The sequence below is a fragment of the Streptomyces sp. NPDC059002 genome (assembly GCF_042740435.1).
In the GTDB taxonomy this organism is placed as follows: domain Bacteria; phylum Actinomycetota; class Actinomycetes; order Streptomycetales; family Streptomycetaceae; genus Streptomyces.
In genome coordinates this window covers 87,249-113,536 of record NZ_JBHYJI010000012.1, presented here as the reverse complement: position 1 = coordinate 113,536, position 26,288 = coordinate 87,249, and the positions used below count along the sequence as shown (strand labels likewise).

Sequence of the window (26,288 nt, the reverse complement as noted above, 5' to 3'; positions counted from 1 at the left end):
CGCTCCCCGCCGACCAGCTCACCGACAACCCGAAGAGAGAGCAGCAATGCCCCCCATAGACCGGTCCGACCGAAGCGCCGCGCGTGCGGAGCATTCCCTCCTGGCCGAGTTGCAGCCGGTGGTGGAGGAGAACCTCCACCGCCATCACGGGGTCGCCAAGGAGTGGTTCCCGCACGAATACATCCCCTGGAGCAAGGGCCAGGACTTCGAGGGCCCGCTCGGCGGCGCGGCCTGGCAGCCCGAGGAGGCGACACTGCCGGAGGTGGCCCGCACCTCGCTCGTGGTGAACCTGCTCACCGAGGACAACCTGCCCGGCTACCACTTCGCCGTCGCCGAGTTCGGCAAGGACGGCGCCTGGGGCAACTGGGTCAACCGCTGGACGGCAGAGGAGGCCAGGCACGGCACCGCGCTGCGCGACTACCTCCTGGTCACCCGGGCCGTCGACCCGAGGGCCCTGGAGCGGGCCAGGATGGCGCACATGGAGCTGGGCTACGACCGGCCCGACAACTTCAGCGCCGTGCACGCCATCGCGTACGCCGCCTTCCAGGAACTCGCCACCCGCATCTCGCACCGCAACACCGGCCATGTGAGCACCGATCCGGTCTGTGACGCCCTGCTCGCCAGGATCGCGGCCGACGAGAACCTGCACATGGTCTTCTACCGGAACCTCGTCGAGGCCACGTTCGAGCTGGCGCCCGACACCGCCATGGAAGTGGTCAGGGACGTCGTGCTCGGATTCGAGATGCCCGGCTCGACGATCAAGGACTTCGGGCGCAAGTCCGCGGAGATCGCCCTCGCGGGCATCTACGACCTGCGTCTGCACCACGACAACGTGGTCATGCCGATCCTGCGCAAGCTGCGCGTCTTCGAGCGGGACGGGTTCGGGCCCGCGGGCGAGGCGGCCCGCGAGGAACTGGCCACCTTCCTGTCGAAGCTGGACACCCAGGCCACGTCCTTCACGGACCGGCGCGAGGGCATCCGGGCTTCGCGTGCCAAGCGGGCGGCCGCCATGGCCTCCTGAGGGGCCTTCCCGGTCCATGAGGTACCGGGAAGGCCCCTGATCCGCTCCGTCCCGGTACCTACTCAAGAACAGGACAAGCTCATCAGTACCGACAAAGTTCAGCTGTCGCCGTACCAGCGAGACATCTGGTTCGCGGAATCCCGGGCGCCAGGCAGCCCGCAGTTCAACGGTGCCGTCTACGAGCGGTTCACCGGCGCCGTGGACATCGAGCTGCTGCGCGCGTGCTTCACCCGCGTCCTGGAGCGGCACGACACCTTCCGGCTCCGGTTCGACGACTCCGACGGGGTGCCGTGCCAGTGGCTCGCCGACACCCTGCGGGACGACGGCGAGCCCGTCGTCGACCTGATCGACCTCTCCGCGGAGCCCGACCCCGAGGCGGCGTGCCGCGCGTGGCGCGAGCGGACCATGGCCACCCCGTTCGAGCTGCGCGACCGCAGGCTGTTCCGGGCGACGCTGCTGCGGGAGGGCGACGACGCGGTCCAGATCTTCCTGAAGGGCCACCATCTCCTGCTCGACGGGCGGGGCGCGGAGGTCCTGCACACCGAGATGATGGAGGACTACGCGCGCCGCGCCCGGGGGCAGAAGCCCCGCGACCGGGGCCCCGCGCCGTCCGTGCTCTCCGTCGTCACCGGCCGCGACGACTACTTCGCCGCGCAGGAGTACACGGACGACCGGGCCTACCACCGCGGTGAACTGGCCCTGATGGAACCGGACTTCTTCGCCCGGCGCGCCCCGGCGGGCGGCTCCGCGTTCGGCCTGCACACGTTCACGCTGCCCGGCGCCGTCGTCGAGAACATCAAGGAGAGCGGCAGCACCCCCTTCGCGTACGTGGCCGCCGCGCTCGGCACCTGGCTCGCCCGTGTGCACCGCGCGGAGCAGGCCGTGATCGGCGTACCCCTGCTCAACCGGCGCACCCGGGCCGAGCTGACCGCCATCGCGCAGTACGCCAACACCCTGCCGCTGCGCATCGACGTGCCCGACGGCAAGCCGCTGGCCGGGATCGCGGCCGATGTGCAGGAGAGGGTGGGCGACCTGCAGCAGCACCAGCGGCTGCCCATCGGGGACCTGCTGCGGGAGCTGCCGTCCGACGGGTCCAAGGAGCGCAGGCTCTTCGATGTCACCCTCTCCTATCTGACGCTGCGCAACCCGCTGCCGCTGGACGGCGTGGAGCGCGGGGGAGTGTCCTTCACGGCGCCGCCGCACGACCAGGAGGCGCTGGCCGTCGCCATCGTCGGCACCCGGGGCAGCTCCGACCTGACGGTCGAAGTGCGCTACGCCACCGACGTGTTCGACGACGACCTGACCGTCGCCTCGCTCGTCGAGCATCTGACGTCGCTGATCTCGCACGGGCTCGACAAGCCCGAACTGGCCGCGGGCGAGCTGTACATGCTCGGCGCCCGCGAGCAGGAGGACCTCCAGCGCTTCGCGCGCGGCCCCCGGGTGCCGTTCGCCGACGACACGACCCTGCACGCCCTCTTCGAGGAACGGGTCGCCCAGGCCCCCGACCGGCCCGCCGTGCTGTTCGGCGACGACGAGCAGGAGGCCATCGGCTACGCCGAACTCGACGCCCTCGCCAACCAGGTGGCCCGGTCGCTGCGCGCCCGCGGAGTGGGCCGTGACGACCGTGTCGCGGTGCTGATGGAGCGCGGCCCCCGAATGCTCGCCGCTGTCCTCGGCGTCCTCAAGTCCGGTGGCGCGTACGTCCCCGTCGACCCCGGATACCCGGAGCGGCGCATCGCGTACATCCTCCAGGACAGCGCCGCCAAGGTCGTCGTCACCGACGCCGAGGCCCCGGGCCTGCCCGTGCCCGACGGCACGCCCGTGTGCCCCGTCGACGACCTGCTGCAGGGGTCCGCGGAGGCGCTCGAACCCGTGGCGGGACCCCGCGACCTCGCCTACGTCATCTACACCTCGGGATCGACGGGCCGCCCCAAGGGCGTGATGGTCGAGCACCGTTCAGTGATCAACCGTCTCGCCTGGATGCAGCGCGCCCTGCCGATCGGCGACGGCGACGTACTCCTGCAGAAGACCCCCATCTCCTTCGACGTCTCGGTGTGGGAGCTGTTCTGGTGGGCCGTCGAGGGCGCGTCCGTGGCGCTGCTCGCGCCGGGCGGCGAGAAGGACCCGCGCCGCCTCCTGGACACCGTCGACCGGCACCGCGTCAGCGTCGTGCACTTCGTGCCGTCCATGCTGGGGCCCTTCCTCGACCTCCTGGAGGAGTCGCCGGTCCTGCGTGACCGGGCGGGCTCGCTCCGCCATGTGGTGTGCAGCGGCGAGGCACTCTCGCCCGGGCGCGTCGACCAGTTCAACCGGGTCTTCGCCGGTGTCGCGGGGGCACCGGTACTGACCAATCTGTACGGCCCCACCGAGGCGACCGTCGACGTGTCCGCCCACACCTGCCCCTCCGACGCGGCACGGCCCGTCACCCGGGTCCCCATCGGCCGGCCCATCGACAACACCGAGCTGTACGTCGTCGGCCCGTCCGGCACGCCGCAGCCCATCGGCGTACCCGGCGAACTGTGCATCGGCGGCGTCGCGCTCGCCCGCGGCTACCTCGACAGGACCGACCTGACGCGGGAGAAGTTCGTGCCCGCGCCCTTCGTCGAGGGCGGCAGGCTCTACCGCACCGGCGACCTCGCACGCTGGCTCGGCGACGGCACCCTGGAGTACCTCGGCCGGATCGACGGCCAGGTGAAGATCCGCGGCAACCGCGTGGAGCTGGGCGAGGTGCAGGACGCCCTCGCCCGCATACCCGGCGTGCGGGAAGCCGCCGTCGTGGACCGCACGGCACCCGGACGCGGCGCGTTCCTCGTCGGCTACTACACGGGCGACGACGACCTCGACACGCGGTGGCTGCGCGGGCAACTCGCCGAGGAACTCCCCGAGTTCATGCTCCCCGCCCACCTCCTGCGGATCGACGCGATACCCCTGACCCCGAACGGCAAGCTGGACCGGCGCACCCTGCCCGACCCGGACGCCACCCGCGGCGAGCCGGGCGCCGCACCCCGCACCGGGACCGAGCGGGCGCTCGCCGCGATCTGGGCCGAGGTGCTCGGCGTGGCCGAGGTCGGCATCCACGACGACTACTACGCGCTCGGCGGCGACTCGCTCCTGATGCTGCGCCTGCGCGCCCTCGCCGAGCGGCAGGGCATCCACTTCTCGCTGAACGACCTGGTGTGGCACCCGACGGTGGCGGCACTCGCCGCCCACGCCACCACCGGCGGGACGGGACCGGACGCGGCCGCGGAACTGCCGCCCTTCGGCCTTGTCTCGCGTGTCGACCGGGCCCGCCTCGAAGGTGCCGTCGACGCCTTCCCGCTGACCCGTCTCCAGCTGGGGCTCGTCTACCACAGCAGGCAGAGCGAGCGGTCCGCCGTCTACCACGACGTCTTCCGCTACCGGCTGGCCATGGACTGGGACGAGGCGGGCTTCCGTGCCGCCTTCGACCGGCTCGTCGCCCGGCACCCGGCGCTGCGCTCCTCCTTCGACCTCGGCGGCTTCACCGAGCCGCTGCAGATCGTGCACGCGGGCGCGGCCGGCGGCCTGGACGTCGTCGATCTGCGCGGCCGTGCCGCGCGGGACGCCGAGGACGCGATCCAGGAGCACGTCGAGCAACGCCGTTACCACCGCTACCGGTTCGAGCGGGCGCCGCTGTACCTGTTCCGGGCCCATGTCCGTGACGACGCCGTCGACCTCGTGCTCAGCTTTCACCACGCGCTGCTCGACGGCGGCAGCGTCGCCAACCTCCTCAGGGAACTCCTCCAGGACTATCTGCACGGCCTGGGCGGGGACATCGGACCCGTCACGGACGAGGGCCTGCCCGCCGTCGCCCACCATGTGCGGGGCGAGCGCGAGGCGCTGGCCGACCCCGCGTCGCGGGAGCACTGGAAGGCGCTGACGGCGGGCGCGGAGGCGCTGCGGCTCGACGGCTTCGGACCCGCCGAACCGCCGCGCGGCGACGACCTGGTGGTCCGGCAGGTCGCCCTGCCCGACGACGTCGTCCGCCGCATGCGCGCGCTCGCCCAGGAGCAGGCGCTGCCGGTCAAGTCCCTGCTGTTCGCCGCGTACGCCCTGACCCTGAAGCTCTTCTCCGGGCTCGACGACTTCACCACGGGACTCATCACCCACGGCAGGCCGGAGCGCGAGGGCGCCGAGCGGATGGTGGGGCTCTTCCTCAACACCGTGCCGGTGCGCGTCGGCGGCCCCGGCACCACGGCCGCGGCGGGCAGTTGGCTCGACGTGGCGCGCGAGCTGTTCCGCCAGGAGCGCGCGGGCCGCCCGCACCAGCGGTACCCGCTGAGCGCGATCCAGGAGGACCACGGCGCCCCGGTGCTGCACACGGCGTTCAACTACGTGCACTTCCATGTCCTCTCGGATGTGCTGCGGCTGCCCGCCGTACGCCTCGAAGAGTTCACGACCTGGGAGGAGACCGACTTCCAGCTCCTCGTCAACGCCTTCACGCACCCGGTCGACGGCGGTGTGACGCTGCGCATCGACGGGGAAGGGCGCGGCATCACCCCGGCCCAGGCCGAGCTCTTCGGGGACACGTACACCGAAGTCCTCCGCCGCATGGTCACCCGGCCCGACGAGGCGCCCGACTTCGCCTTCCTCGCGGGGGAGCGGGCGCAGGCGGAAGCCGGTGACGGCGCCTTCGACGAGGACGTCGTGCGGCTCTTCCGCCGACAGGCCGACCGCACCCCCGACGCGCGCGCCGTCGCCACCCGTGAACGCGCCTGGACCTACCGGGAGTTGAGGGAGCGCGCCGAGCACGTGGCACGGCGGCTGCTCGCCCTCGGTGCCCGTCCCGGCGCCCGGATCGGCATCGCCATGGACCGCTCGCCGGAGACGATCGCCGCGATCCTCGGCACGGCCATGGCGGGGGCCGCGTGCGTCCCGCTGGACACCGGCTACCCGGCGGCCAGGATCGCCGCCATGGTGGCGGACGCCGAGCCCTTCCGGATCATCGCCCGCGCGGCGGACGCCGCATCGCTCGGCGACACGGCGCCGCTCCTCACGGCGGAGTCCCTGTTCGACGGGACGGTGGACGCCGGACTGCCCGAGCTCCCCGAAGGCCCCGTCGACCTGGCGAGCACCGCGTACATCCTGTTCACCTCGGGCTCCACGGGCCGCCCCAAGGGTGTGGTGATGCCGCACCGTTCGCTGGCCGGTCTGATCGGCTGGCAGATCAGGGCGGCGAGCGCGGCCGCGGGCGAGCCCACCGCGCAGTACGCGCCGCTCAGCTTCGACGTGTCCTTCCAGGAGATCTACTCGACCCTCTGCTCGGGCGGCACCCTGCGCCTGGTCGCCGAGGACGAACGACGGGACATGCCCGCGCTGCTGCGGCTGCTCGACCAGGACGAGGTGGTGCGGATCTGCCTGCCCTACGTCGCCCTGCAGCAGCTCGCGGAGGCGTCGGCCGCGCTCGGCGTCGTGCCGCGCAGGCTGCGGGTGATCTGCTCGTCCGGGGAGCAGCTGCGGGTCACCGACGAGATACGGGCGTTCCTCGCCGCGCTGCCCGGAGCGATCCTGGAGAACCAGTACGGGCCGACCGAATCGCACGTCGTCGCCACCCACACCCTGACCGGGGACCCGGGCGCCTTTCCCGCGCTCGTCCCCATCGGCACCCCGGTGACCGGCGCCGACGTGCTGGTGCTCGACCCGCGGGGCCGCCCCGTGCCCACCGGCGTGCAGGGCGAACTGTTCCTCACCGGCGCCGCGCTCGCCGACGGCTACCTCGGCGACCCCGCGCTGACCGGCGAACGCTTCGTACGGCTCACGCTGCCCGGCGGCGACATCACCGCCTACCGGACCGGCGACCTGGGCCTCGTGCTGCCCGACGGCGCCCTCGCCTACGCGGGCCGGGCCGACACCCAGGTGAAGATCCGCGGCTACCGCGTCGAACCCGCGGAGGCCGAGGTCGCCCTCGTCCGCGTCGTGTCGTCCGGCGCGGCGGGCGGCGGCATCAAGGAGGCGGCCGTGGTCGCCCGCGCCGACACGGACGGGTCCACCGGCCTCGTCGCCTTCCTCGTCGGCGACGCGGCGGCCACCGACCTGACGGCGCTGCGCACCGAACTGCGCGCACTGCTCCCGGAGTTCATGGTGCCCCGGCACTTCGAGTGGCTGCCCGGACTCCCGCTGACGCCCAGCGGGAAGCGGGACGACAAGGCGCTGCGGGCCCTGCGGCTCACCCGGCCCGGCACGACGGACGGACAGGCGCCACGGGACGCGTACGAACGCACCCTGGTGGAACTGCTCACCGAGCTGCTCGGCGTCGACAGCATCGGCGTGCACGACGACATCTTCGCGCTGGGCGCCACCTCGCTCACCACGATGCGGCTCGTCGTGCTCATCGAGCAGCGGTACGGGGTCTCCATCCCGATCTCCGGCTTCATCGCGGCGCCGACGGTGGCCGCGGTCGCCGGACTCCTGCGCTCCGGCGGCGCCACACTCACCTTCGACCCGCTGGTGCCGATCCGCGCGGAGGGCGACCGGACACCGCTGTTCCTCGCGCACCCCATGGGCGGCAACGTGCTCTGCTACGTGCCGCTGGCCAGGCATCTGCCCGCCGACCAGCCGCTGTTCGCCTTCCAGGCGTCCGGCGGCGACCTCGGCACCGAGCCGCTGCGCAGCGTCCCCGCCATCGCCGCGGGCTACATCGAGGCCATGCGCAGGGTCAGGCCCGAAGGCCCGTACATCGTCGGCGGCTGGTCCTTCGGCGGCTTCGTGGCCTTCGAGATGGCCCGCCAGCTGCGCGCCGCGGGACACGAGGTGGCCGAGGTGATCCTCCTGGACACCGTGGCACTCGGCCCCGCCGAGGAGCGCAGGGGATACACCGACGAGGCACTCCTGGGCTGGTTCTTCTGGGAACTGCTGCTGCTCGGCCGCGGCGGCGACTCGCCGCTCGAAGCCATCCCCGGCGAACTCACCACGCTGGACGAGAAGTTCGAGTTCATCGCCAGGATGGCCGCCGACGAGGGCATCCTGCCCGCGGACAGCAACGGCTCGCTCGTCGGCAGGCTGTTCGGGGTGTACGAGGCCAACTGGCGCGCCACCCAGGACTATCAGCCGGAACCGGGCGCCGACGACATCACCCTGATCCGCGCCACGGAGCCGCTGCCGAAGGTCCTCCGGGAGATGCACGGCGCGGGCGGCACCCAGCACACCGACCCGGCCAATGGGTGGCACACCATGACCACCGGCCACGTGAAGGTCGTCCACGTACCCGGCGACCATCTTTCGATCATGGAAGAGCCGCACGTGGCCGACGTGGCCGCGGCGGTGGCCGAACTGGCCGAGCCGAGCACCGCCGAGAAGGGACACCGCCGTGCCTGAGCGCACCCAACCCCGAGCCATCGTGATCGGAGCCGGCATCGGAGGTCTCGCGACCGCCGTGACCCTGCGCCGCGTGGGCATTGAGGTGGAGGTGTACGAGCGCGCGCCCGAACTGCGGCCCGCGGGCTTCGGCATCTCCGTGATGAGCAACGCGATCGCCGCCCTGCGCGCGCTCGACATCGACCTCGGCCTGGAGAAGCGCGGCCAGACGATCCTGCACACCGAGATCATGACCGACAAGGGCCGCACGCTCCGCTCGCTCCCCGTCGAGACGGCGGGCGACCGGCTCGGCGCCCCGAGCGTCGCGATGTACCGGGGCGATCTCCAGGAGGCCCTGCTCGACGCGCTCGGCGGCCTGACCGTCAGGACGGGCGCCGTCGCCACCGGCTACGACACCACGGGCGACGGCGTACGGGTCACCTTCGAGGACGGCAGCGAGGCCACCGCCGACATCCTGATCGGCGCCGACGGCATCAACTCCGCGATCCGCCGCCAGGTCACCGGCAGCGCGAAGGCACCGACGTACGGCGGCTTCCTCTGCTGGCTCTCCGTCACCCCGTTCTCCCACCCGAAGATCACCAAGGGGTTCAACGCCCACTACTGGGGCCTCGGGCGGCGCTTCGGCATCCACGACGTGGGCCGGGGCCGCGCCTACTGGTGGGGCACCATGAACATGCCCGCCGACGCCGCACGCGTCTGGGACGGCGACAAGGACCCGATCGTGCGCGCCTACACCGGCTGGGCGGACGAGGTGTGCGAGGCGATCAGGACCACCCCGGTCGAGGACATCGTCGCCGTCCCCGCACAGGACCGGCCGTTCCTGGAGAACTGGGGCGACGGGCCCGTCACGCTGCTCGGCGACGCCGCCCACCCCATGCTGCCGAGCCTCGGCCAGGGCGGCAGCACCGCCATCGAGGACGCCGTGGTGCTCGCGCAGTGCCTGGTCTCGCGCCGGGACCCGGTGGCGGCCCTGCGCGCGTACGAGAAGCTGCGCCGCGACCGCACCAGGGAAATGGTCGAGGTCTCCCGCAAGTTCGGCGGCTTCGAGCAGCTCGAGAACCCCGCGCTGCGCGCCGTGCGCGACGTCTATCTGCGCCTCGCCCCGCAGTCCGTGCTGTTCAAGCCGTTCCAGCGGGCCCTGACGCCCCAACTGCTCGACGAATGACCGACCGACCTTCACAACGGGAGAACCCATGAACCACTCCGATGCCGGTGCCGAGGCCAAGAGCGTCGTGCACCGTTACCTCAAGGCGCTGCGCGAGCGTGATGTCGCGGCCATCCCGCAGCTCATCGCCGCCGACGCCGTCTACCACATACCGGGCGACCACCCGGTGGCGGGCACCTGGACCGGCCTCACCGAGATCGCCGAGAAGTTCCTCATGCCGATGGGGGAGCGCTTCGACCCCACGGCCGACTACGCGGTCGAGGTCGGCCACGTCATCGCCGAGGGCAGCGAGGTCTCGGTCGAGTGCGTCACCAAGGCCACCACGCGGGACGGCGCGCCCTACGCCCTGAACATCAGCGCCCAGTTCACCGTCGAGGGCGGCCAGATCCGCAGCATGCGGGAGTACTTCGACACGCAGTACTTCGCCCGCACTCTCTTCGGCGAGGGCTGACGGATGGCCGCCCCTACGCCCCGGGCCCGCTTCGGCGGCAAAGAGCTCCGGATGAGCAGGCTCTCCCGGCACGGCGACGCACGCCATCTGTTCATCCCGCTCGACCACTCGGTCTCCGACGGTCCTGTCGCCGACGCCGTCGGGTTCGACCGGCTGCTCGGGCGGATCGTCGCGGGCGGCGCGGACGCGGTCATCGTCCACAAGGGACGGGCGCCCAGCATCGACCCGCGCCATCTGCGGAGCTGCGCGCTGATCGTGCACCTCAGCGCGGGCACCGTGCACGCGGCCGACGAGAACGCCAAGGTGCTCGTCGGCGGCGTGGAGGACGCCGTGCGGCTCGGCGCGGACGCGGTCAGCGTGCACGTCAACGTCGGGTCGGAGACCGAGGCGGGCCAGCTCGCCGACCTCGGCCGCATCGCCACCGAGTGCCAGCACTGGAACCTGCCGCTGCTCGCGATGATCTACCCCAGGGGCCCCCGGATCGCCGACGCCTGCGACCCGGCCCTGCTGTCCCACGTGGTGAACATCGCCGTCGACCTGGGCGCCGACCTGGTCAAGACCTCGGCCGCCGCACCGCTGCACCGGATGGCCGAGGTCGTGGCGAGCTGCCCGGTCCCGGTCCTGGTGGCGGGCGGACCCCAGAACGGCGCGGACCTGACCACCTACGCACGGGCCGTGCTCGACACGGGCTGCGCCGGACTCGCCGTCGGGCGGCGGGTGTTCACCAGCGCGGACCCCGAGCGGCTCGTGCGGGAACTCGCCGAGACCGTCCACGCGCCGCGCGATCCCGCGGGCCTGCCGCGGCCCGTGCCCGACCTGTACGAAACGGCCATCACGGCCTGACGCGCGGGGAGCCTCCCGCACGGCGCACGGGGACTCCCCGGCACGTCGTACGGGGGCTCCCCGCGACACCGCACTGCTTCATGCACAAGCGCCTTCATCGCTCCATCGCTCCATGTCTGCACCTCTCCGTCTCCGCATCCCGAGGAACTCCTGTGAAATTCGCCTGGATCGACATCCGTTCCGTCGCCCCCGAGCAGGTCGCCGCAGTCGTCGACGCGGCCGTGCACGCCCGGCTCGACGGCATCGTGGACTCCCACGCGGAAGTGCTCTCCACCCTGCCGCCCACGGTGCGCAAGGTGCTGCTGCCACCGGGCGGCGCGGCCGAGGACGCCGCGGCCGGTGAGGGCCCCGACCTCATCCCCGTGACCGTCGACGACGAGCAGCAGCTCAACGCCCTGCGCCTGCGGTTCCTCGCGGGCGACAAGTCGGTGACCGCGTACGTCGAGGTCACCGACCAGCGCACCCTCGACCTCGCCTGCGGCGCGGCCGCCGACCTGCCGTACACCGTCGTGCGGTTCCGCGACCCGACCAAGATCCCGCTGGAGATCGTGATCGCGGCCGCCGACCGCTCCGACGGCAGGCTGATCTGCGAGGTCGGCTCGGTCGAGGAGGCCGAGATCGTCGTCGGCGTCCTGGAGAAGGGCTCCGAGGGACTGCTGATGGCGCCCTCCGGTGTCGACGACGTCTTCAAGCTCGCCGAACTCCTCGCCGTCAAGACCGAACCCCTCGAACTGACCTCCCTGACCGTCGAGTCGATCGAGCACTCGGGCATGGGCGACCGCGTCTGCGTCGACACCTGCACGCACTTCGAGAAGGACGAGGGGATCCTGGTGGGCTCGTACGCCCATGGCTTCGTCCTCTGCGTCAGCGAGACGCACCCGCTGCCCTACATGCCGACCCGGCCGTTCCGCGTCAACGCCGGTGCCCTGCACTCCTACACGTACGGGGCGGACAACCGCACCAACTACCTCAGCGAACTCAAGGCCGGGGCGACGGTGCTCGGCGTGGGCGCCGACGGCCGCACCCGGCGGATCGCGGTGGGCCGCGTCAAGCTGGAGTCCCGCCCGCTCCTGACGATCAAGGCGAAGTCCCCGGAGGGCGTCGAGGTCAGCCTGACCGTCCAGGACGACTGGCACGTGCGGGTCCTCGGCCCCGGCGCAGCGGTCCTGAACGTCACCGAGCTCAAGGCGGGCGACCAGCTGCTCGGCTACACCCCCACCGACAAGCGCCATGTCGGCTGGCCCGTCGCCGAGTTCTGCATCGAGAAGTGAGCGGACCCCGTGGACAGTACGGAGAACACAGGGCACGACGAGAACGCGGCCGCTGAGGGCGGGGCGGGCGACGCCCCGCTCGCCCGCAGGCTCGCCGAGGCGCTGGCCGCACAGCCCGCCGACACGGTCTGGGCGCGCGCGGGCACCGAGGTGACCTGGGGCCGGCTGCGTACCGAAGTCGCCGCACTGGAAAGGGACTTCGCGGAGCGCGGCATCGGTCCCGGATCGGCCGTCGCCGTCCGGATGACGCCGAGCTTCAGCTATCTGTGGACCGTCCTCGCGCTCTGGTCGCGCGGGGCGCAGGTCGTCCTCATCGACCCGAGGTCCACGCCGGCCGAGGTGGCCAGGCTGCTCGCGCTGTGCGATCCCGGCCAGTTGATCGACTCGGGGGCCGCGGGGGCCGTCCGTGTCGAGTTCCGGGACACCTGCGCGTACCGCGTCGAGGCACGGCCCGAGGGGCGGGCGGCGCGCACGCCGCACGCGCTGATCCAGTTCACCTCGGGCTCCACGGGACACCCCAAGGCGATCGGACGCACCGCGGCGTCCCTGCTCGCGGAGCTGGACCGGTTCGCGGCCCTGCCCGAGATGCCGGGGGCCGGTGAACGGGTGCTCCTCGGCAACTCGTTGACGCACTCCTTCGGTCTGCTCGGCGGTGTGCTGCACGCGCTCTGTGCGGGCGCCACCCTGCTGTTCGCGCCGGACGCGAGGCCGAGGACCCTGCTGACCACCCTCGCGGAGCAGCGGGCGCACGTGCTGTTCGGTGTGCCCTTCCACTTCGAGCTGCTCACCCATGTGCCGGACCCGGTCGCCCTGCCCGACCTCAGGCTGGCCGTCTCCGGCGGCGAGGCGCTGCGCCTCGACGTGTACGAGCGGTTCAAGGAGCGGTACGGGATCCGGATCGGCCAGGCGTACGGCATGACCGAGACCGGCATCGCCGCCGTCGACCTGACCGGCACGCACCGTCCCCCGGTGGTGGGGCGCCCGGCCCCCGGCATGGAACTGGAGGTCCGGGCGGGCGAGTTGTACATCCGCACGGACGGCTCTCCGTACGCGTACGACCAGGGCGGGGTGCGGGAGCGGTACGCGGACGGCTGGCTGCGCACGCACGACCGGTGCCGGGTCGACGCGAACGGAGTGCTGTCCCTGCACGGCAGGACCGACGCCCTCGTGGCGGTCGGGGGACTCAAGGTCGACCTCCGGGAGGTCGAACTGGCCCTGGCAGGGCACCCCGACGTCACCGAGGTGGTGGTCCTCTTCGAGGGCGCCATCGAGGCGTTCGTCGGCGCGAAGGACGGCACGACGGCCCGTGCACTGCAGACCTGGTGCCGCGAGCGGCTGAGCCTCTACAAGGTCCCGCGCCGGTTCGAGGTCGCCCCCGCGATCCCGCGCACGAGCAACGGAAAGCTGCTGCGCAACCGCGAGTTGCTGCTCTCCCGCATGGGCGCGGCAGCCGGCGCGCCCGTCCCGAGCGAGGCCAAGACATGATCATCGAGCCGATGACGCACGGCTCCCTGTGCGTCAACGCCCATCCGGACGGCTGTGCCCGGCGCGTGCGCGACGACATCGCGTACGTCAGGGCGCGGCCGCTGCCGCCCGGTGCCGGGCGCCCCCGTTCCGTCCTCGTCATCGGCGGCTCGGCGGGCCTCGGCCTCGCCACCCGGCTCGTCGCGGCCGTCGGTCTGGGCGCCGCCACGCTGAACGTGTGCCGCGAGACCCCCGGCTCGCCGGGCCGCACCGGAAGCCCCGGCTGGTACAACACGGCTGCCCTCGAAGGGGAGTTGGCGCGCATCGGCCGCTACGGCCGCACCGTCGTGGGGGACGCGTTCAGCGACGCGGTCAAGGAACGGACGGCCCGCGCCGTCCGCGACGACCTCGGGCAGGTGGACCTGGTCGTGCACAGCCTGGCCGCGCCGCGCCGCACCCACCCGGAGACCGGCCGTACGCACCGCTCGGCCATCAAGCCCCTCGGCGCCCCGTTCACGGCCAAGACGTACGACAGCGCCACCGGGCAGGTCGGCAGGGCCACCCTGGAACCCGCCTCCGACGAGGAGGTCCGTGACACGGTCGCCGTGATGGGCGGCGACGACTGGCGGCGCTGGCTCGACGTCCTGGGCGACGCCGGAGTGCTCGCGCCCGACGTCACCACGGTCGCCTTCAGCTATGTCGGCAACACCGCGCTCGCCCCCACCTACCGGGCGGGCACGCTCGGCCGGGCCAAGGAAGACCTGGAGGCCACCGCCCGCGCACTCGACGCCCGGCTCGGGCCCACCGGCGGCCGCGCCGTCGCCGCCGTCATGCGGGCGATGGTCACCCAGGCGAGCCGGGTCATCCCGGCGCAGACCCTCTACACCGTGGTCCTCGGCCGGGTCATGCGGGAACGCGGCCTGGACGAAGGACCCGTCGCCCAGGCCCACCGGCTGCTCGGCGAGCACCTCTACCCGGGGCCCGGGCGCCGGAGCGGCACGGACGAGCTGGGGCGACTGCGCCTCGACGACAGGGAGCTGAGCCCCGACGTGCAGGCCGAGGTCGACCGCAGGCTCGCCCTGGTGGACGACGCCAGCATCGGACGGCTCGGCGACCCCGACACGTACCACGCGCAATGCCTGGCCCTGAACGGCTTCGGCCTGCCCGGGGTCGACTACTCGGCCCCCACGGACCCGGTCCGCGACCTCACGGAGCCGATCCATGTGGCGCCCTCGGCGCCCGACCGACCAAGGAGTACCGCCGTGCGGCACGAGCACGAGGCGGCCACATGATCACGACGTACGAGATCCGCAGGCTGCTCACCCACTACCCGATCGTCCCGCTCTCCCTGGAGGAGCTCGGCGAGGACACCCCCCTCACCCTGGACTCGCTGGCACTGGTGTGGCTCCAGCACGTCCTGGACGAGGAACACGGCATCAGCATCGATCCGTACGGGGAGGACCTCGACTACTTCACCTCGGTGCGCGGGATCCACACGTTCCTCACGGCCGCGCAGGTGGACGCCGATGGCCACTGACCGCGCACCGGCCGACATCTGGGTCACCGGATACGACACGTTCACCGGCTTCGGGCCCGGCGCCGACGCGCTGCGCGAGAACGTGTTCGCGGGGCGCCCCGCGTTCGCCCCGGTCGAGCGCTTCGACAGCCGCCCGTTCCGCAACCGGTACGCGGCCGCCCACGGCGCGGGCCCCACGCCCCCGCTGACGGAGACCGTCGTCGCCTGCGCGCGCGGGGCGCTGCGCGCGGCCAAGCTGGACCCCGGGGCGGTCGACGCGCACCGCACGGCCGTACTCATCGGCACCCAGGGCGACTTCACAGGAATCCACCGCTTCTGGCAGGACACCGCCGACGGCCGGGCACCGGACGCCGCGGACACCCACCGCAGCCTGGCGGGCGGCGTCCCCGCCGCGGTGGCGGCCGACCTCGGGTTCGCCGGACCGAGGCTCGCCTTCATCAACGCCTGCGTGGCCTCGCCCAGCGCGGTCGCGCACGCGGGCCGGCTGATCGCGGCGGGGCGCGTCGACGTCGCCGTGGTCGGCGGCGCCTACCTGGTGGAGGAGGAGCAGTTCGCCAAGTTCGACTCCGGGCGCACGTTCGCCAGGGACGGGCGGGTGCGCCCCTTCGCACGGGGGCGCAGCGGCATGCTCCTCGGCGACGGCGTCGCGGCCCTCGTCCTGGAGTCGGGGGAGCATCTGATGCGCCGCGGCGGACGCCCGCTGGCCCGTATCGCCGGGTTCGGCGCGGCGGCCGACGCCCACCACGTCGTCAAGCCCCACCCCCGAGGGCTCGGCATGGCACGCGCCGTCGTCCGCGCGCTCGGCCGGGCACGGATCGCACCGACGGGCATCCAGTACGTCAACGCCCACGGCACCGGCACGGAGGTGAACGACCTGGCCGAGACCGCCGCCCTGCACGCCGCGTTCGGCACGCACGCGGGCCGGCTCATGGTCAGCTCCACCAAGAGCACCACGGGACACATGCTGGAGGCCACCGGAGCCGTCGAACTCGTCGTCTCCGTCATGGCGTTGGAGTCCGGCACCGTGCCGCCCACCGCCGGATTCGACGCGCCCGACCCCGGCTGCGACCTCGACTACGTGCCCGACGAGCCGCGCACGGCGGACCTCCGCCGGGCGCTCTCGCTGAACGCCGCCTTCGGCGGCATGAACACCGCGATCATCCTGGAGCAGCCGTGACCGTTCCCCTTCTCGCCGGACGGCCCGCGCTGCGGGTGGCCGCCGCGGCACGCGTCGGGCCGCTGGCCGAGGGCGCCGAACTGCCCACCGTCCCCGGGTTCGTGGCCTCCGCCTTCAACCCGCTGGTCCGGGAGACCGTCCGGCGCTGCCTCGGCGAGCCCGGCGAGCGCAACCCGCTCGTCGGGCCGTACGCCGACACGACCGCCGTCGTGCTCGCCACCGTCGCGGGGGACGCCACGACGTCCGACCTGGCGAGCCAGAAACTGGTGAGCGGGCGCGTGCACAACCCGCTGCTGTTCCTCCAGTCGGTCACCACATCGATCCTCGGCCACCTCACCATCGAGTACGGCCTCACGGGACCCGTCTCCTGTCTGGCCGCCGTCGACGGCATCGCCGACGAGGCGCTCGACGCGGCCGAACTGCTGCTCATCGACGACGACATCGACCAGGTGCTCGTGATCGCGGCGGAGCTGGCGGCCAACCCGCGCACCGCCGCCGCCTTCGCCCACCTCACGGCCACCGGCGGCACGGCCCTGCCGCCCCGGGGAGACCTGGCCGTGGCCCTGCTCCTGCGCGCGGCGGACGCCGCCGGAGAGCCCGCCCCCGACGAACCGGGCGAACAGCAGGCCGACTTCGGGCATCTGGCCGCCCTCGCCGGACGGACCGACCGCGCACGGAACGCACTGGGAGCGACGCGATGAAGCAGCCGATGGACCGGATCATGGCCGACATGCCCGAGGAACTCGCCGCGGAACAGCTCGTGAACCGCCTCGGCATCAGAATCACCGAGTGGTCCCGCGAGCGGGTCGTCGGGACCATGCCCGTGGCGGGCAACCGCCAGCCGTTCGGGCTGCTGCACGGCGGCGCGAGCGCGGCACTCGCCGAGACCCTCGGCTCCCTCGCCGCCGCGGCCTATGTGGCACCCGACGGCATGCTGGTCGGCCTCGAACTGAACTGCACGCACCACCGCGCCGCCCGCGACGGCCTCGTCACCGGCGTCTGCGTACCCCTGCACGAGGGCGCCCAGGTCGGCACCTACCAGGTGACGATCACCAACGACCGCGACCAACTGGTCTGCACGGCCCGCCTCACCTGCCTGCTGCGCAAGGGCAGGAGCGCGGGCCGCTGAGACACGGCGCCCCGCGCCCCCGTCCCGCTACGGGCGGCGCCCCACGACGAGTCGCAGACCGAGCGCCGCGTCCTCCCACGCCGTGCGGACCTGACCGAGACCGGCGGCCCGCAGCGACTCCTCGACGGCGGCGTCGGACGGCACCGAGCCGCCCACCAGCGTGAGTTCAAGACGTACGGCCGCAGCCCCGAGCGGCCGCTTGGGCGGCAGCGGGCACGGTACGACCAGCCAGCCGCCGGGCAGCAGCGCCCGCGCGGCCGCCGCCACGGACCGCCAGAGACCCTCGGTCGTATGCCCCCCTGCGGGCAGCCAGGCAAGGGCCAGCCTGTCGTCCTCCGCGAAGCCCGCCCGGTCCCCGGCCCGCACCTCGATGCGCGCCTCGGCCGGGGCGTGATCCCGCACCCGGGCCCGTCCCTTCGCGCCGCCCACCGGGGGCGCGACCACCTGTTCCCGTTGCAGCGCGAGCACCGGCACGGACGGGATGTGCCGGGCGAGCTGCGCGGCGGTGCGTCCTCCGTCGGCGGCCGCGCAGCCCACCCGCGCGCCCGGCGTGTCCAGCGTCCAGGGCAGCCCTTCGAGCCGCCCGAGCAGCACGTCGACGAGCGCGTCCGCGAGCACCGCGGCCTCGCCCCCGCAGCCCGGCACCATCGCGCGCCCCAACCCCCGTGTCCCCGCGCGCAGCCGGGCGCCCGCGATGACCGTGCGGCGCAGCCGCGCGGCGAACGCCGAGGCGCGCGGACCGCCGATCAGGACGCGTTCGAGGCCGGGGTCGACGACGTGCCGGTCCGCGGCGTCCTTCCGTACGAGCGAGGCGTCGACCAGGATCCGCAGCAGCCCCTCGGTGAGGTCCTCGGACAGGTCGTCGGCGGCCTCCTTCGCCGTCAGCGGCCGTACGAGGCGGGTCAGCAGCCCGGTCTGGTGCGCGACGGCACACGCCACCAGGGCCCACGCCCCGTCCGCGACCTCCGCGAGCCGCCCGCCGAACAGGCCCGCGGGGCCCTGCGGAAGCGTCTCGGGCGTGCGCCCGGACCGTACGGCGGACAGCAGCGTGTGGGCGCGGTCGAGCAGCGCGGCCAGCGCGTCGAGCCGGTCGGGGGCGACGGCGGCGCCGAGACCCGCGGCGGTGGCCACCTCGCGGACCGCCGCGACCGGCGTCCCCGCGCCGCCCGCGTCGACGGCGTGCAGCGCCCACCAGGCGTCCGCGCACCGGGCGACGGAGCGCTCGGCGGCGTCCTCGCGTGCCTGGTCACCTTCGAGGCCGACGATCGCGCGCTGCCCGAGCTGGATGAGCAGCGTCTCCTGGGAGCCCTGCCCGGAGATCAGCCCGAGGATGTCGCGCATGAACCGCTCCCAGGGGAAGGCGGACATGTACGCCTCGCCGCCCTGCAGCCCCATCACGAGCCGGCCCACGCGCAGCGCGCACTCCGCCGTCTGGTGCTTGGCGACGGTCGCGAACTCGTCGAAGTGCGGGTCGCGGTCCGGCGATCGGGTGCCGTCCAGGGCGCGGTGGACGCTCGCGCGGGCGCTCTGCAGCAGCATGTGCATCTCACCGACCGTGCGCTCGACATTGCTGTAGTCGAGCACGGGGCGGCCGCCGCGCCTGCGCGAGGTCAGCGACCGCACACAGGCGTCGACGACGCCGTCCAGCGCGCCGAGCACCCCGCAGGCGCTCATCGTCCTGCGGATACGGGCATAGGTGTTGAGCTCGCTGAGCGCGTCGGCCCGCCACACCAGACGCCACGCGGGCAGTCGCACGTCGTGCAGCACGACCTGGCCGAGCCCCATGGTGTGCAGGCCCATGGTGTCCATGTGCACGGCGCTGACGCCCGGGTCGTCCTTCTCGACGACGAAGGCGAGCATGTCGTTGGACGCCTCGTCGCGCAGGAACAGGACGAACAGATCGGCGAACCGGGCCCCGGCCAGAAAGCGCTTGGCGCCGTTGAGTACCCACGCGTCGCCCTCCAGGCGCGCGGTGGACCGGTAGTCGTAGGGGTCCCTGTTCTCATAGGCGCCCTGCACCCCGAACCGCCGCCCGGCCAGCAGGTCGGGGACGTACGCGTCGATCAGCTCGGGCCTGCCGCTGGAGAGGATCAACTCGGTGATCTCGACGGTGATGTCGAGCAGCACGGCGAACCCGGGATCGCGCGAGAGGCGGGCGATCTCCTCGACCACCACGCCCCACGCGAGCTTGTCCCGGCCGTCGCCGCCCGCCTCGACCGGCAGCGAGAACCGCATCAGGCCGAGGTCGCCCGCCTGCTCGAAGAGCCGCTTGTCGAGCGCCCTGCGCTCGTGGTTGAGGAAGTACGAGCCCGGATTGACGTGGTCGAGGACGAAGCCCCCGAACCGGGACCGCGCCTCCTGCCTGACCCGTGCCACCTCCGCGTCGAGGGTGTCGTGCGCCAGGTCCGCGCGGTTCATGATGTCGGCCGCATGGGCCCGGGGCGTCATGTCGACCCCCCGGACGCGGTATCGGCGCGCAGCGCGCGCACCAGGTCGTCGAGGGTCTCGTCGCCGAGGAACCGGTCGAGCGCGATGGTGGCGCCGGTCCGCTCCTCGACCTCCACGGAGAGCTGGGCCGCGGTGAGCGAGTCGATGCCCAGCTCGCCGAGCGGCCGGTCGGCGGGGAGTCGTTCGTCGATGCCGAGCAGCTCCCCGATCAGCGAGGAGAGCCAGGCTCCCGCGGACTCGGCGGTGCTCTGCGGGTGGTCGGTGGTGGTGATGGCGTACTCCCTGGAATCGGTGCGGCAGACCGCGGGTCAGTCGCGGTACTGCGGTGCGAGCCGGAGCGGCACGAGCGAGAACGCCCGGTCCTCGTCGTCGAGTCTGGTGAGCGAGCCCACCAGGAAGTCTTCGGCCGCGGAGTCGGGCGCGACCGGGCGGCCGAGCCGCGCGAGGACGCGGCGCAGCGCGACCGAGAGCCAGGCCCGCTCGCCCGCCGGGCCGCCGAGTGCGGCGCCGCGCAGCAGCCAGGTGTGCAGACAGCAGGCGGCCGCGTGCACCAGACAGTGCGTGCGGGCCGCCTCGTACGCGGCGGCCGTACGGCGCGTGCCGAGGCCCGCGAACGCCGCGCGGGTCTCGTTGCGGACCGTCACCAAGGTGCGCACGAGCGGGGCGAGTCCGGCGTCGTCGGCGAGCGCTTCGGCGGCCTCGTCGAGGAGGTCGACGACCTCGTCGGCGCCGCCGAAGGTCAGCGCGGGCCGCACCTCGCGCGGGGCCGGTGACGGCACCGGCTCGCCGAACCCGAAGAGCAGCGGGAGCGGAATCCGCGCGGAAGTCCCGCGCCGCCGTACGGCAGCTGCCGCCAACTGGGCCCGCACCGTGTCGAGTTGCACCAGTTCGGTGCCCTCGAAGACCGGGGTGATCGACACGTCGCGCAGCAGTTTCTGGAACGCGCCGCCCGCGACGCCCTCGCGCAGATGGGCCCGCGCGCTGAGAACCTCCCCGCAGGCGTGCACGGCGTCCACGCACAGGCTCGGCACCACGTACTTGGCGACCGCCGACCACAGGGCCATCCGCTGCCGTGCCACATCGAGTCCGCGCGCCGCGGCCAGTTCCGTGCACTCGGCGATCAGCAGGTCGGCGAAGCCGCCCGCCAGCAGCGAGCGCACGGGGGCGAGGGCGAGCGCGGACTGCCCGTACAGCGTGCGTTCACGGGCGTGGCGCAGGGCGATGCGCAGGGCCGTGTCGGCCGCGCCGAGACTGCTCGCGCCGACCAGGGTCCGGGTGAACTGCAGCATGCCGGAGACCATTTCGACGCCCCGCCCCGGCCGCCCGAGCACGGCGTCCGCGCCGACCCGGCAGCCGTCGAGCACGAAGCCGCTCAGATCGTGTCCGCGGAGCCCGTGCGTGCGGACCTTCGGCAGCCGCCGCACGCCGTCGCCGCCGATGGCCTCGAAGTCGAGCAGGAACAGGCCGTACGACGGCTGCGACGCGGCGAGCACGGTGGCGAACGCGGAGCGGCTGCCGTTGCCGACGAGCCACTTCTTGCCGTCCAGCACATGGCCGCCGCCGTCGCGGGGGGTCGCGCGCGTCGCGGTGGCCAGCAGATCGCTGCCCGCCGCCTCCTCGCTGATGCCCGCCGTGCCCCAGGCCCTGCCGAGCACCAACTCGGCGACCCTGCGCCGCTGTTCGTCGTCGCCCCAGATCCACACGGGCATCGCGGCGAGCAGCGTCGAGCCGAGGCCCACGGACACCGCGAGGTCACGCCGCGACACGGCACGCACCACCGCCGCGAACGACTCGAACGAGGTGAGGCTGCCGCCCTCGGCCCCGGGCACCAGATGCCGGTGCAGCCCGGCCGCCCAGGCCGCCTCGTACGCGGCGGCGGGTTCGGCCTCGGCCTCGTCCGCGCGCACCCCACCGGCCAGCGACATGCCGGTGCCGGGGTCGAACGGGCAGCCGAGCGCCCGCTCCAGGCGCGCCGCACCGTCGTAGGCGGTCGGCGCGGACTCCTCGGCCCGCTCCGTCCCGTCCGCACGCTCCGCGGTCCAGAGGGCGCTCATATGCGTTCCACCACGAGGGCGCAGGGCCCGCCGTCGTCGTCGGCGAGCCGGATCTCGTGCACGAAGGCGAGCCCCGCGCCGTGCCGGTACGCCGTGCTGCGCACCTCCAGGCGGTCCCACAGCTGGCCGGAGCGCAGCCAGGTCACATCGACCCTGCGGATCCCCTCGGCAGGGGCGCGGCGCAGCTCGGGAGCCGAACGGCCGTGCCGGAGCACCAGTTCCTCCCGGGCGCCCGCCGCGAACCCGAGGGTCTCGGCCCAGTACCACTGGTCGGCCACCTCGCAGTGGTGGCGGTACACGCGGAAGGACGTGGTGCCCGCGGCGAGCGGCTCCCCGTCCCGCTCCAGCTCCGCACGCAGCGCCCGCACGGCGGACCGGTGCGGCGAACGCTCCACCTCGTCGTCCTTGAAGGCGGCGACGAGCGCGTCGGGCAGCGGCGCGGGCGCCCCGGACAGGGCCTGGTCGCCGCCCAGCCGCAGCGGCACCGAGGCGCCCCGCGTGCGCACCGCGACACCGGCGGGACCGGTGAGCGTCATCTCCACCTCCAGCTGCGAGGACCCGGGGCCGCGCAGCCGTGCCCGTACGTCCACCAGCGCCTCGTCGGCGTCGAGGAAGCCCAGCGGATTCTCGTACTCCAACTGCCATGACCAGAGCACGAATCCGACCTGGTGCTCGGCCACCAGGGCGCGATGGCTGCACACGTGGTCGCGCATCCAGCGGGCCCCCGCCTGGAAGGCGAGGCGTCCGACGGCGGTGGTGCCCAGCTGGGCCGGGGTGAAGAGACCCGCGTCGAGCACGGTCTCGTACGTCGAGGTGCGCGGCATCGCGGCTAGCCCCCGGAGATCGCGGTGACGATGTCCACCCGGTCGTCCTCGGTGGCCTCGCGGTCCAGGTCGCCCTGGGTGAGCCGCTCGCCGTTGAGGGCGATCAGATGGGTCGGGCGCACGGTGCCGTCCCGGTCGAGCAGCACCTCGCGCAGCCGCGGGTAGCGCTCGGTGAGCCCGGTGAGACCGGCGCGCACGGTGCCGCCGTCGACCTCGATCTCGTTCTCGTAGTCGGTGAAGCGGAGCAGGACGCCCCTGACCTTGACGATCATCGACCGGCCCTTTCGTCGGTGCGTGCGAGGACGTCCAGTTCGCCGGCGAGGTAGTGCCTGTGGGCCAGCCAGCGCTGGACCTTTCCGCTGGAGGTCTTGGGGATCGTCCGCGGCCGCACCAGGACGACGGCGTGCGGACGGACGTTCAGTTCCATCGAGACGGTCCGGCGGATGCCGTCGACGGCCGCCGCGTACCGCGCCTCGTCGGCGACGTCGGCCTCGTAGACCACGACGAGCCGCTCGGTCCCGCCGGGGGCGCCGTCGACCGCGAACACGGCACCGCAGTTGCGGCGGATGCCGGGGACCGCGGCCTCGCAGACCCGCTCGACGTCGACCGGATGCAGATTGCGTCCGTTGATGACGATGAGGTCCTTGAGCCGTCCCGCGACGAAGAGTTCGTCGTCCAGGACGAACCCGAGGTCACCGGTGCGCAGATACGGCCCCGCACCGGCCGGGGTCCGCGCGCCGAACGTCCCTGCGGTCTCTTCGGGACGCCGCCAGTAGCCGTCGGTGACGCTGGGGGAGTCGACCCAGATCTCGCCGACGGCGCCGTCCGCGAGGGGTTCGCGGGTGGCCGGATCGGCGATCAGGAGCCGGGTGCCGGGCCCGGGCCTGCCGCAGCCGACCAGGTCCCTCGACGGGTGTCCCGGCCGCGCGGGCCGTGCCGTGCCGTGGACCTCCAGTGCCTCGCGGTCCACGGACACCGACTGCCAGCCGCCCAGCGGCTTGCCGCCCGTCACATACAGCGTCGCCTCGGCGAGTCCGTAGCAGGGCAGGAACGCGGCGGCGCGGAACCCGGCGGGCCCGAAGAGCGCGGCGAACCGCTCCATCGTCTCGGCCCGCACGGGTTCGGCCCCGGTGAAGGCGAGTTCGACCCCGGACAGATCGAGCCCTTCGACCTCCGCGTCCGTCGCGCGCCGCACACAGAGGTCGTACGCGAAGTTGGGCGCGCCGATGATCGTCGCGCGGTACCGGGAGACCATGCGCAGCCAGGACAGCGGGCGGCGCAGGAACGTCACCGGGGACATCAGCGTCACCGGTATCCCGGTGGCCAGCGGTGTGAGGATGCCGCCGACCAGACCCATGTCGTGGTACGGCGGCAGCCAGAGGCCGCCGGAGCTGCCCGGGTGGATCCCGAAGCCGCGGGCGATCTCGGCGCAGTTGGCGCGCAGCCGGTCGTGGTCGAGCAGCACGCCGCGCGGCAGCGCCGTGGAACCCGAGGTGTACTGCAGCAGCGCGGGCACCCCGGCCCTCGGCGCGGGCGGCGGATCCACCGTGGCGTCCGCGGGGTCGAGCGTGTCGGTGGCGATCAGGTGCGGGGCCCGGCCGCCGAGGGTGCTGGTGAGCCACTCCGCCAGCAGCGGCGCGATGTCCGACGTGGTCAGGACCGTGCTCGCGCCCGCGTCCTCGATGATGGCGGCGAGCCGGGGCAGCGTGCGTGCGAGGCGCGTCGGGTCGGGCGGGAAGGCGGGCACCGCGGGCACGCCCGCGTAGAAGCAGCCGAACAGGGCCGCGAGATAGTCGGGCCCGGGGGCGAACAGGAGCAGCACCGGGTCGGGACGCCCGCCGGTGGCCGCCGCGATGCCCGCGGCGACGGTGCGCGCGCGGGCGTCGAGCGCGGCGTGGGTGAGTTCTTCCGCGGACTCGTCGTCGTGGACGAACCGGTGGGCGACCACGTCGGGTGCCTGGCGCGCCCGCTCGTGCAGGAGCCGCGCGAAGTCGAGTTCGCCGAGTTCAGGGACAGCTGACACGGGGCGCCTGTTCGACCGGGAGGGTGTCCCACTTGCCGGGCTTCCCCTGCCACCGCTCGCCGTCGGGCAACGGCTCGACGCGCGTGGTGGCCAGGGGGAGTTCGGTGGCGAGCCGGGCGTTCCACTCCAGCGCGGGCGCCAGTTCGGGCGGCAGCTCGTCCTCGGGGTAGATCGCGTCGGCCGGGCACGCCTCGACGCAGTTGCCGCAGTCGATGCACTCCTCGGGGTCGATCACCAGGAACGAGCCGGCCTCCCGGAAACAGGCGACCGGACAGTAGGTGATGCACTCCGCGAACTTGCAGTGGACACACTGCTCGGTGACCACGTGTGTCACGCGACCTCCTCCTCTGCGGCGGCGGGGGCGGCGGCGAGCAGGTCGCCGTGCGCGTCCACGAAGCGGTGACCCGCCTCGAGCCCGAGTTCGTACGCCTTGACGAGCCCGTCCGCGGTCGCCGACGCGTAGTCGACCCCGAGGTTCTTGAGATCCTCGGCCGGCTTGATCACCAGCACCCGTGCCTGCCCGATGACGGAGCCGTCCACGATCTCCTCGGACGCGTAGAGGTCGCGGAAGAGCGGGAAGGGGTCGGAGCCGATCGCGATCAGCACGTCCACGCCCGTGGCGGCGACTTCACGCGCCGGACAGGAGCAGGTGTACGAGGCGTCGACATACGCCTCCCCGTCGATCTCCGCGGGGACCGCCCAGGCGTGCAGCATGCGGGTCGACGCGTACGACACGGCGTCGTAGTTCTCCGGAGTGAGGCGCGGCTCCGTGCCCCCGGCCTCGGCGCGCGAGGAGAACACGACGGTGGCGAGGTTCTCCTCGACCCAACTCCGGTCCCCGGCGAAGACGTTGCGCAGCAGGTCCCTGCCGAGCGCCTTCGCGCCGGAGCCCTGGGTGACCTCGGCGGCGGCCGCGTTGGTGACCTTCCCGGTGGCGAGCAGGAACTCCGGTGCCCCGGCGCGGAAGAGCCCCTCGCGCAGCACCGGGCCGTACTCCTCGATGCTGTCGAGGACGACGGCGCTCATGCCCTTCTCCCCGGCGGCCGCGGTGGCCTTGAGCCAGTAGTCCACGCCGGTGCGCCGGGCCCGGCCGACCGCGGCGAGGCCGCCGGAGAGCACGGAGGACGAGGCGGTGCCGTAGACGTGCGCGCGCAGGCCGCGTTCCTCGAACGCGGCCAGTACGCCGTGGCCGTAGACCCCTTTGAGCATCCCCGACGCGACGGCGATGCCTATGCGCTCCGTGGCGCCTGCGTCAGTCATTGCGTCCCTTCCCTGGCTGGTGTGTGGTGTCGGCGGGCTGCTCGGCGCAGCCCGGCAGGAGCGTCGCCTCGATCAGGGCGTCCAAGTGGTCCTTGAACTCCTGGTTCGGGCCGGGGTACCTGTCTGCCGTTGCGTCCGCGTCGGAAGCGGGCCGCTTCGTCGCGAAGGTCGGGAGTGTCATGGCGTCCTCCAAGCAGGGAGAGCTGACAGCACAAACGTTAGCACGACCGTCCGTACACTTTTCTGGATCGCGGTCAGTCCCGTAGAATCAATATGAGCGAACGGTCGT

21 protein-coding genes are annotated in these 26,288 nt (G+C 73.2%); 12 read left to right on the top strand and 9 right to left on the bottom strand.

Features of this window, described 5'->3' with window-relative positions; translation table 11 throughout:
* Positions 1–46 precede the first annotated feature (46 nt).
* From ACFWZ2_RS14090 to ACFWZ2_RS14035, 12 genes are all read left to right on the top strand, one after another.
* Complete coding sequence (locus ACFWZ2_RS14090) at positions 47–1,021, top strand: acyl-ACP desaturase (RefSeq protein ID WP_384545343.1); 975 nt, start codon at positions 47–49, stop codon at positions 1,019–1,021.
* A 36-nt stretch (positions 1,022–1,057) separates the two neighbouring features.
* On the top strand, positions 1,058–8,353 hold the full coding sequence (locus tag ACFWZ2_RS14085) for an amino acid adenylation domain-containing protein (RefSeq protein ID WP_384545425.1): 7,296 nt from the start codon (positions 1,058–1,060) through the stop codon (positions 8,351–8,353).
* Positions 8,346–9,518 (top strand): FAD-dependent monooxygenase, encoded by a 1,173-nt coding sequence (locus ACFWZ2_RS14080; protein ID WP_384545342.1) that lies wholly within the window; start codon positions 8,346–8,348, stop codon positions 9,516–9,518. The genes ACFWZ2_RS14085 and ACFWZ2_RS14080 overlap by 8 nt, the downstream gene beginning before the upstream one ends.
* A gap of 28 nt (positions 9,519–9,546) precedes the next feature.
* Positions 9,547–9,969: a nuclear transport factor 2 family protein gene (locus tag ACFWZ2_RS14075; protein WP_384545341.1), complete on the top strand. Its 423-nt coding sequence runs from the start codon at positions 9,547–9,549 to the stop codon at positions 9,967–9,969.
* 3 nt (positions 9,970–9,972) lie between these two features.
* Positions 9,973–10,812 carry a 2-amino-3,7-dideoxy-D-threo-hept-6-ulosonate synthase gene (locus ACFWZ2_RS14070; RefSeq protein ID WP_384545340.1) on the top strand — a complete coding sequence of 280 codons (840 nt, stop codon included), beginning with the start codon at positions 9,973–9,975 and terminating at the stop codon, positions 10,810–10,812.
* 152 nt (positions 10,813–10,964) lie between these two features.
* Positions 10,965–12,083: a 3-dehydroquinate synthase II family protein gene (locus tag ACFWZ2_RS14065; protein ID WP_384545339.1), complete on the top strand. Its 1,119-nt coding sequence runs from the start codon at positions 10,965–10,967 to the stop codon at positions 12,081–12,083.
* A 9-nt stretch (positions 12,084–12,092) separates the two neighbouring features.
* The gene (locus ACFWZ2_RS14060) at positions 12,093–13,568 is read left to right on the top strand and encodes a class I adenylate-forming enzyme family protein (protein WP_384545338.1); all 1,476 of its coding nucleotides are present in this window, start codon (positions 12,093–12,095) and stop codon (positions 13,566–13,568) included.
* Complete coding sequence (gene fabV, locus ACFWZ2_RS14055; RefSeq protein WP_384545337.1) at positions 13,565–14,839, top strand: enoyl-ACP reductase FabV; 1,275 nt, start codon at positions 13,565–13,567, stop codon at positions 14,837–14,839. The genes ACFWZ2_RS14060 and fabV overlap by 4 nt, the downstream gene beginning before the upstream one ends.
* Positions 14,836–15,084 (top strand): acyl carrier protein, encoded by a 249-nt coding sequence (locus ACFWZ2_RS14050; protein WP_384545336.1) that lies wholly within the window; start codon positions 14,836–14,838, stop codon positions 15,082–15,084. The genes fabV and ACFWZ2_RS14050 overlap by 4 nt, the downstream gene beginning before the upstream one ends.
* Positions 15,074–16,261 (top strand): beta-ketoacyl-[acyl-carrier-protein] synthase family protein, encoded by a 1,188-nt coding sequence (locus ACFWZ2_RS14045; protein WP_384545335.1) that lies wholly within the window; start codon positions 15,074–15,076, stop codon positions 16,259–16,261. The genes ACFWZ2_RS14050 and ACFWZ2_RS14045 overlap by 11 nt, the downstream gene beginning before the upstream one ends.
* A complete protein-coding gene (locus ACFWZ2_RS14040; RefSeq protein WP_384545334.1) occupies positions 16,258–16,962 on the top strand; it encodes a beta-ketoacyl synthase N-terminal-like domain-containing protein in 705 nt (234 codons plus the stop codon). Before ACFWZ2_RS14045 ends, ACFWZ2_RS14040 begins: the two co-directional genes overlap by 4 nt.
* On the top strand, positions 16,959–17,390 hold the full coding sequence (locus ACFWZ2_RS14035; RefSeq protein ID WP_384545333.1) for a PaaI family thioesterase: 432 nt from the start codon (positions 16,959–16,961) through the stop codon (positions 17,388–17,390). The genes ACFWZ2_RS14040 and ACFWZ2_RS14035 overlap by 4 nt, the downstream gene beginning before the upstream one ends.
* A 27-nt stretch (positions 17,391–17,417) precedes the next feature.
* Here ACFWZ2_RS14035 and ACFWZ2_RS14030 read toward each other — a convergent pair whose 3' ends face one another.
* From ACFWZ2_RS14030 to ACFWZ2_RS13990, 9 genes are all read right to left on the bottom strand, one after another.
* Positions 17,418–19,838, bottom strand: coding sequence for an acyl-CoA dehydrogenase family protein (locus tag ACFWZ2_RS14030; protein ID WP_384545332.1), 2,421 nt, complete (start codon positions 19,836–19,838; stop codon positions 17,418–17,420).
* The gene (locus ACFWZ2_RS14025) at positions 19,835–20,050 is read right to left on the bottom strand and encodes an acyl carrier protein (protein WP_384545424.1); all 216 of its coding nucleotides are present in this window, start codon (positions 20,048–20,050) and stop codon (positions 19,835–19,837) included. The genes ACFWZ2_RS14030 and ACFWZ2_RS14025 overlap by 4 nt, the downstream gene beginning before the upstream one ends.
* 96 nt (positions 20,051–20,146) lie before the next feature.
* On the bottom strand, positions 20,147–21,892 hold the full coding sequence (locus ACFWZ2_RS14020; RefSeq protein WP_384545331.1) for an acyl-CoA dehydrogenase: 1,746 nt from the start codon (positions 21,890–21,892) through the stop codon (positions 20,147–20,149).
* On the bottom strand, positions 21,889–22,716 hold the full coding sequence (locus ACFWZ2_RS14015) for an acyl-CoA thioesterase (protein WP_384545330.1): 828 nt from the start codon (positions 22,714–22,716) through the stop codon (positions 21,889–21,891). The genes ACFWZ2_RS14020 and ACFWZ2_RS14015 overlap by 4 nt, the downstream gene beginning before the upstream one ends.
* Positions 22,717–22,721: 5 nt before the next feature.
* On the bottom strand, positions 22,722–22,988 hold the full coding sequence (locus ACFWZ2_RS14010; RefSeq protein ID WP_384545329.1) for a MoaD/ThiS family protein: 267 nt from the start codon (positions 22,986–22,988) through the stop codon (positions 22,722–22,724).
* Positions 22,985–24,739 (bottom strand): fatty acyl-AMP ligase, encoded by a 1,755-nt coding sequence (locus ACFWZ2_RS14005; RefSeq protein WP_384545328.1) that lies wholly within the window; start codon positions 24,737–24,739, stop codon positions 22,985–22,987. Before ACFWZ2_RS14005 ends, ACFWZ2_RS14010 begins: the two co-directional genes overlap by 4 nt.
* Positions 24,723–25,073, bottom strand: coding sequence for a 4Fe-4S binding protein (locus tag ACFWZ2_RS14000; protein ID WP_384545327.1), 351 nt, complete (start codon positions 25,071–25,073; stop codon positions 24,723–24,725). The genes ACFWZ2_RS14005 and ACFWZ2_RS14000 overlap by 17 nt, the downstream gene beginning before the upstream one ends.
* On the bottom strand, positions 25,070–25,999 hold the full coding sequence (locus ACFWZ2_RS13995; protein ID WP_384545326.1) for a hypothetical protein: 930 nt from the start codon (positions 25,997–25,999) through the stop codon (positions 25,070–25,072). Before ACFWZ2_RS13995 ends, ACFWZ2_RS14000 begins: the two co-directional genes overlap by 4 nt.
* The gene (locus tag ACFWZ2_RS13990) at positions 25,992–26,180 is read right to left on the bottom strand and encodes a hypothetical protein (protein WP_384545325.1); all 189 of its coding nucleotides are present in this window, start codon (positions 26,178–26,180) and stop codon (positions 25,992–25,994) included. The genes ACFWZ2_RS13995 and ACFWZ2_RS13990 overlap by 8 nt, the downstream gene beginning before the upstream one ends.
* Positions 26,181–26,288: the final 108 nt, after the last annotated feature.

Coding starts and splice junctions, on each gene's coding strand:
- ACFWZ2_RS13995 (WP_384545326.1), bottom strand. CDS start 25,999: ATGACTGACGCAGGCGCCACGGAGCGCATAGGCATCGCCGTCGCGTCG.
- ACFWZ2_RS14020 (WP_384545331.1), bottom strand. CDS start 21,892: ATGAGCGCCCTCTGGACCGCGGAGCGTGCGGACGGGACGGAGCGGGCC.
- ACFWZ2_RS14030 (WP_384545332.1), bottom strand. CDS start 19,838: ATGACGCCCCGGGCCCATGCGGCCGACATCATGAACCGCGCGGACCTG.
- ACFWZ2_RS14050 (WP_384545336.1), top strand. CDS start 14,836: ATGATCACGACGTACGAGATCCGCAGGCTGCTCACCCACTACCCGATC.
- ACFWZ2_RS14035 (WP_384545333.1), top strand. CDS start 16,959: ATGAAGCAGCCGATGGACCGGATCATGGCCGACATGCCCGAGGAACTC.
- ACFWZ2_RS14070 (WP_384545340.1), top strand. CDS start 9,973: ATGGCCGCCCCTACGCCCCGGGCCCGCTTCGGCGGCAAAGAGCTCCGG.
- fabV (WP_384545337.1), top strand. CDS start 13,565: ATGATCATCGAGCCGATGACGCACGGCTCCCTGTGCGTCAACGCCCAT.
- ACFWZ2_RS14075 (WP_384545341.1), top strand. CDS start 9,547: ATGAACCACTCCGATGCCGGTGCCGAGGCCAAGAGCGTCGTGCACCGT.
- ACFWZ2_RS13990 (WP_384545325.1), bottom strand. CDS start 26,180: ATGACACTCCCGACCTTCGCGACGAAGCGGCCCGCTTCCGACGCGGAC.
- ACFWZ2_RS14015 (WP_384545330.1), bottom strand. CDS start 22,716: ATGCCGCGCACCTCGACGTACGAGACCGTGCTCGACGCGGGTCTCTTC.
- ACFWZ2_RS14090 (WP_384545343.1), top strand. CDS start 47: ATGCCCCCCATAGACCGGTCCGACCGAAGCGCCGCGCGTGCGGAGCAT.
- ACFWZ2_RS14010 (WP_384545329.1), bottom strand. CDS start 22,988: ATGATCGTCAAGGTCAGGGGCGTCCTGCTCCGCTTCACCGACTACGAG.
- ACFWZ2_RS14045 (WP_384545335.1), top strand. CDS start 15,074: ATGGCCACTGACCGCGCACCGGCCGACATCTGGGTCACCGGATACGAC.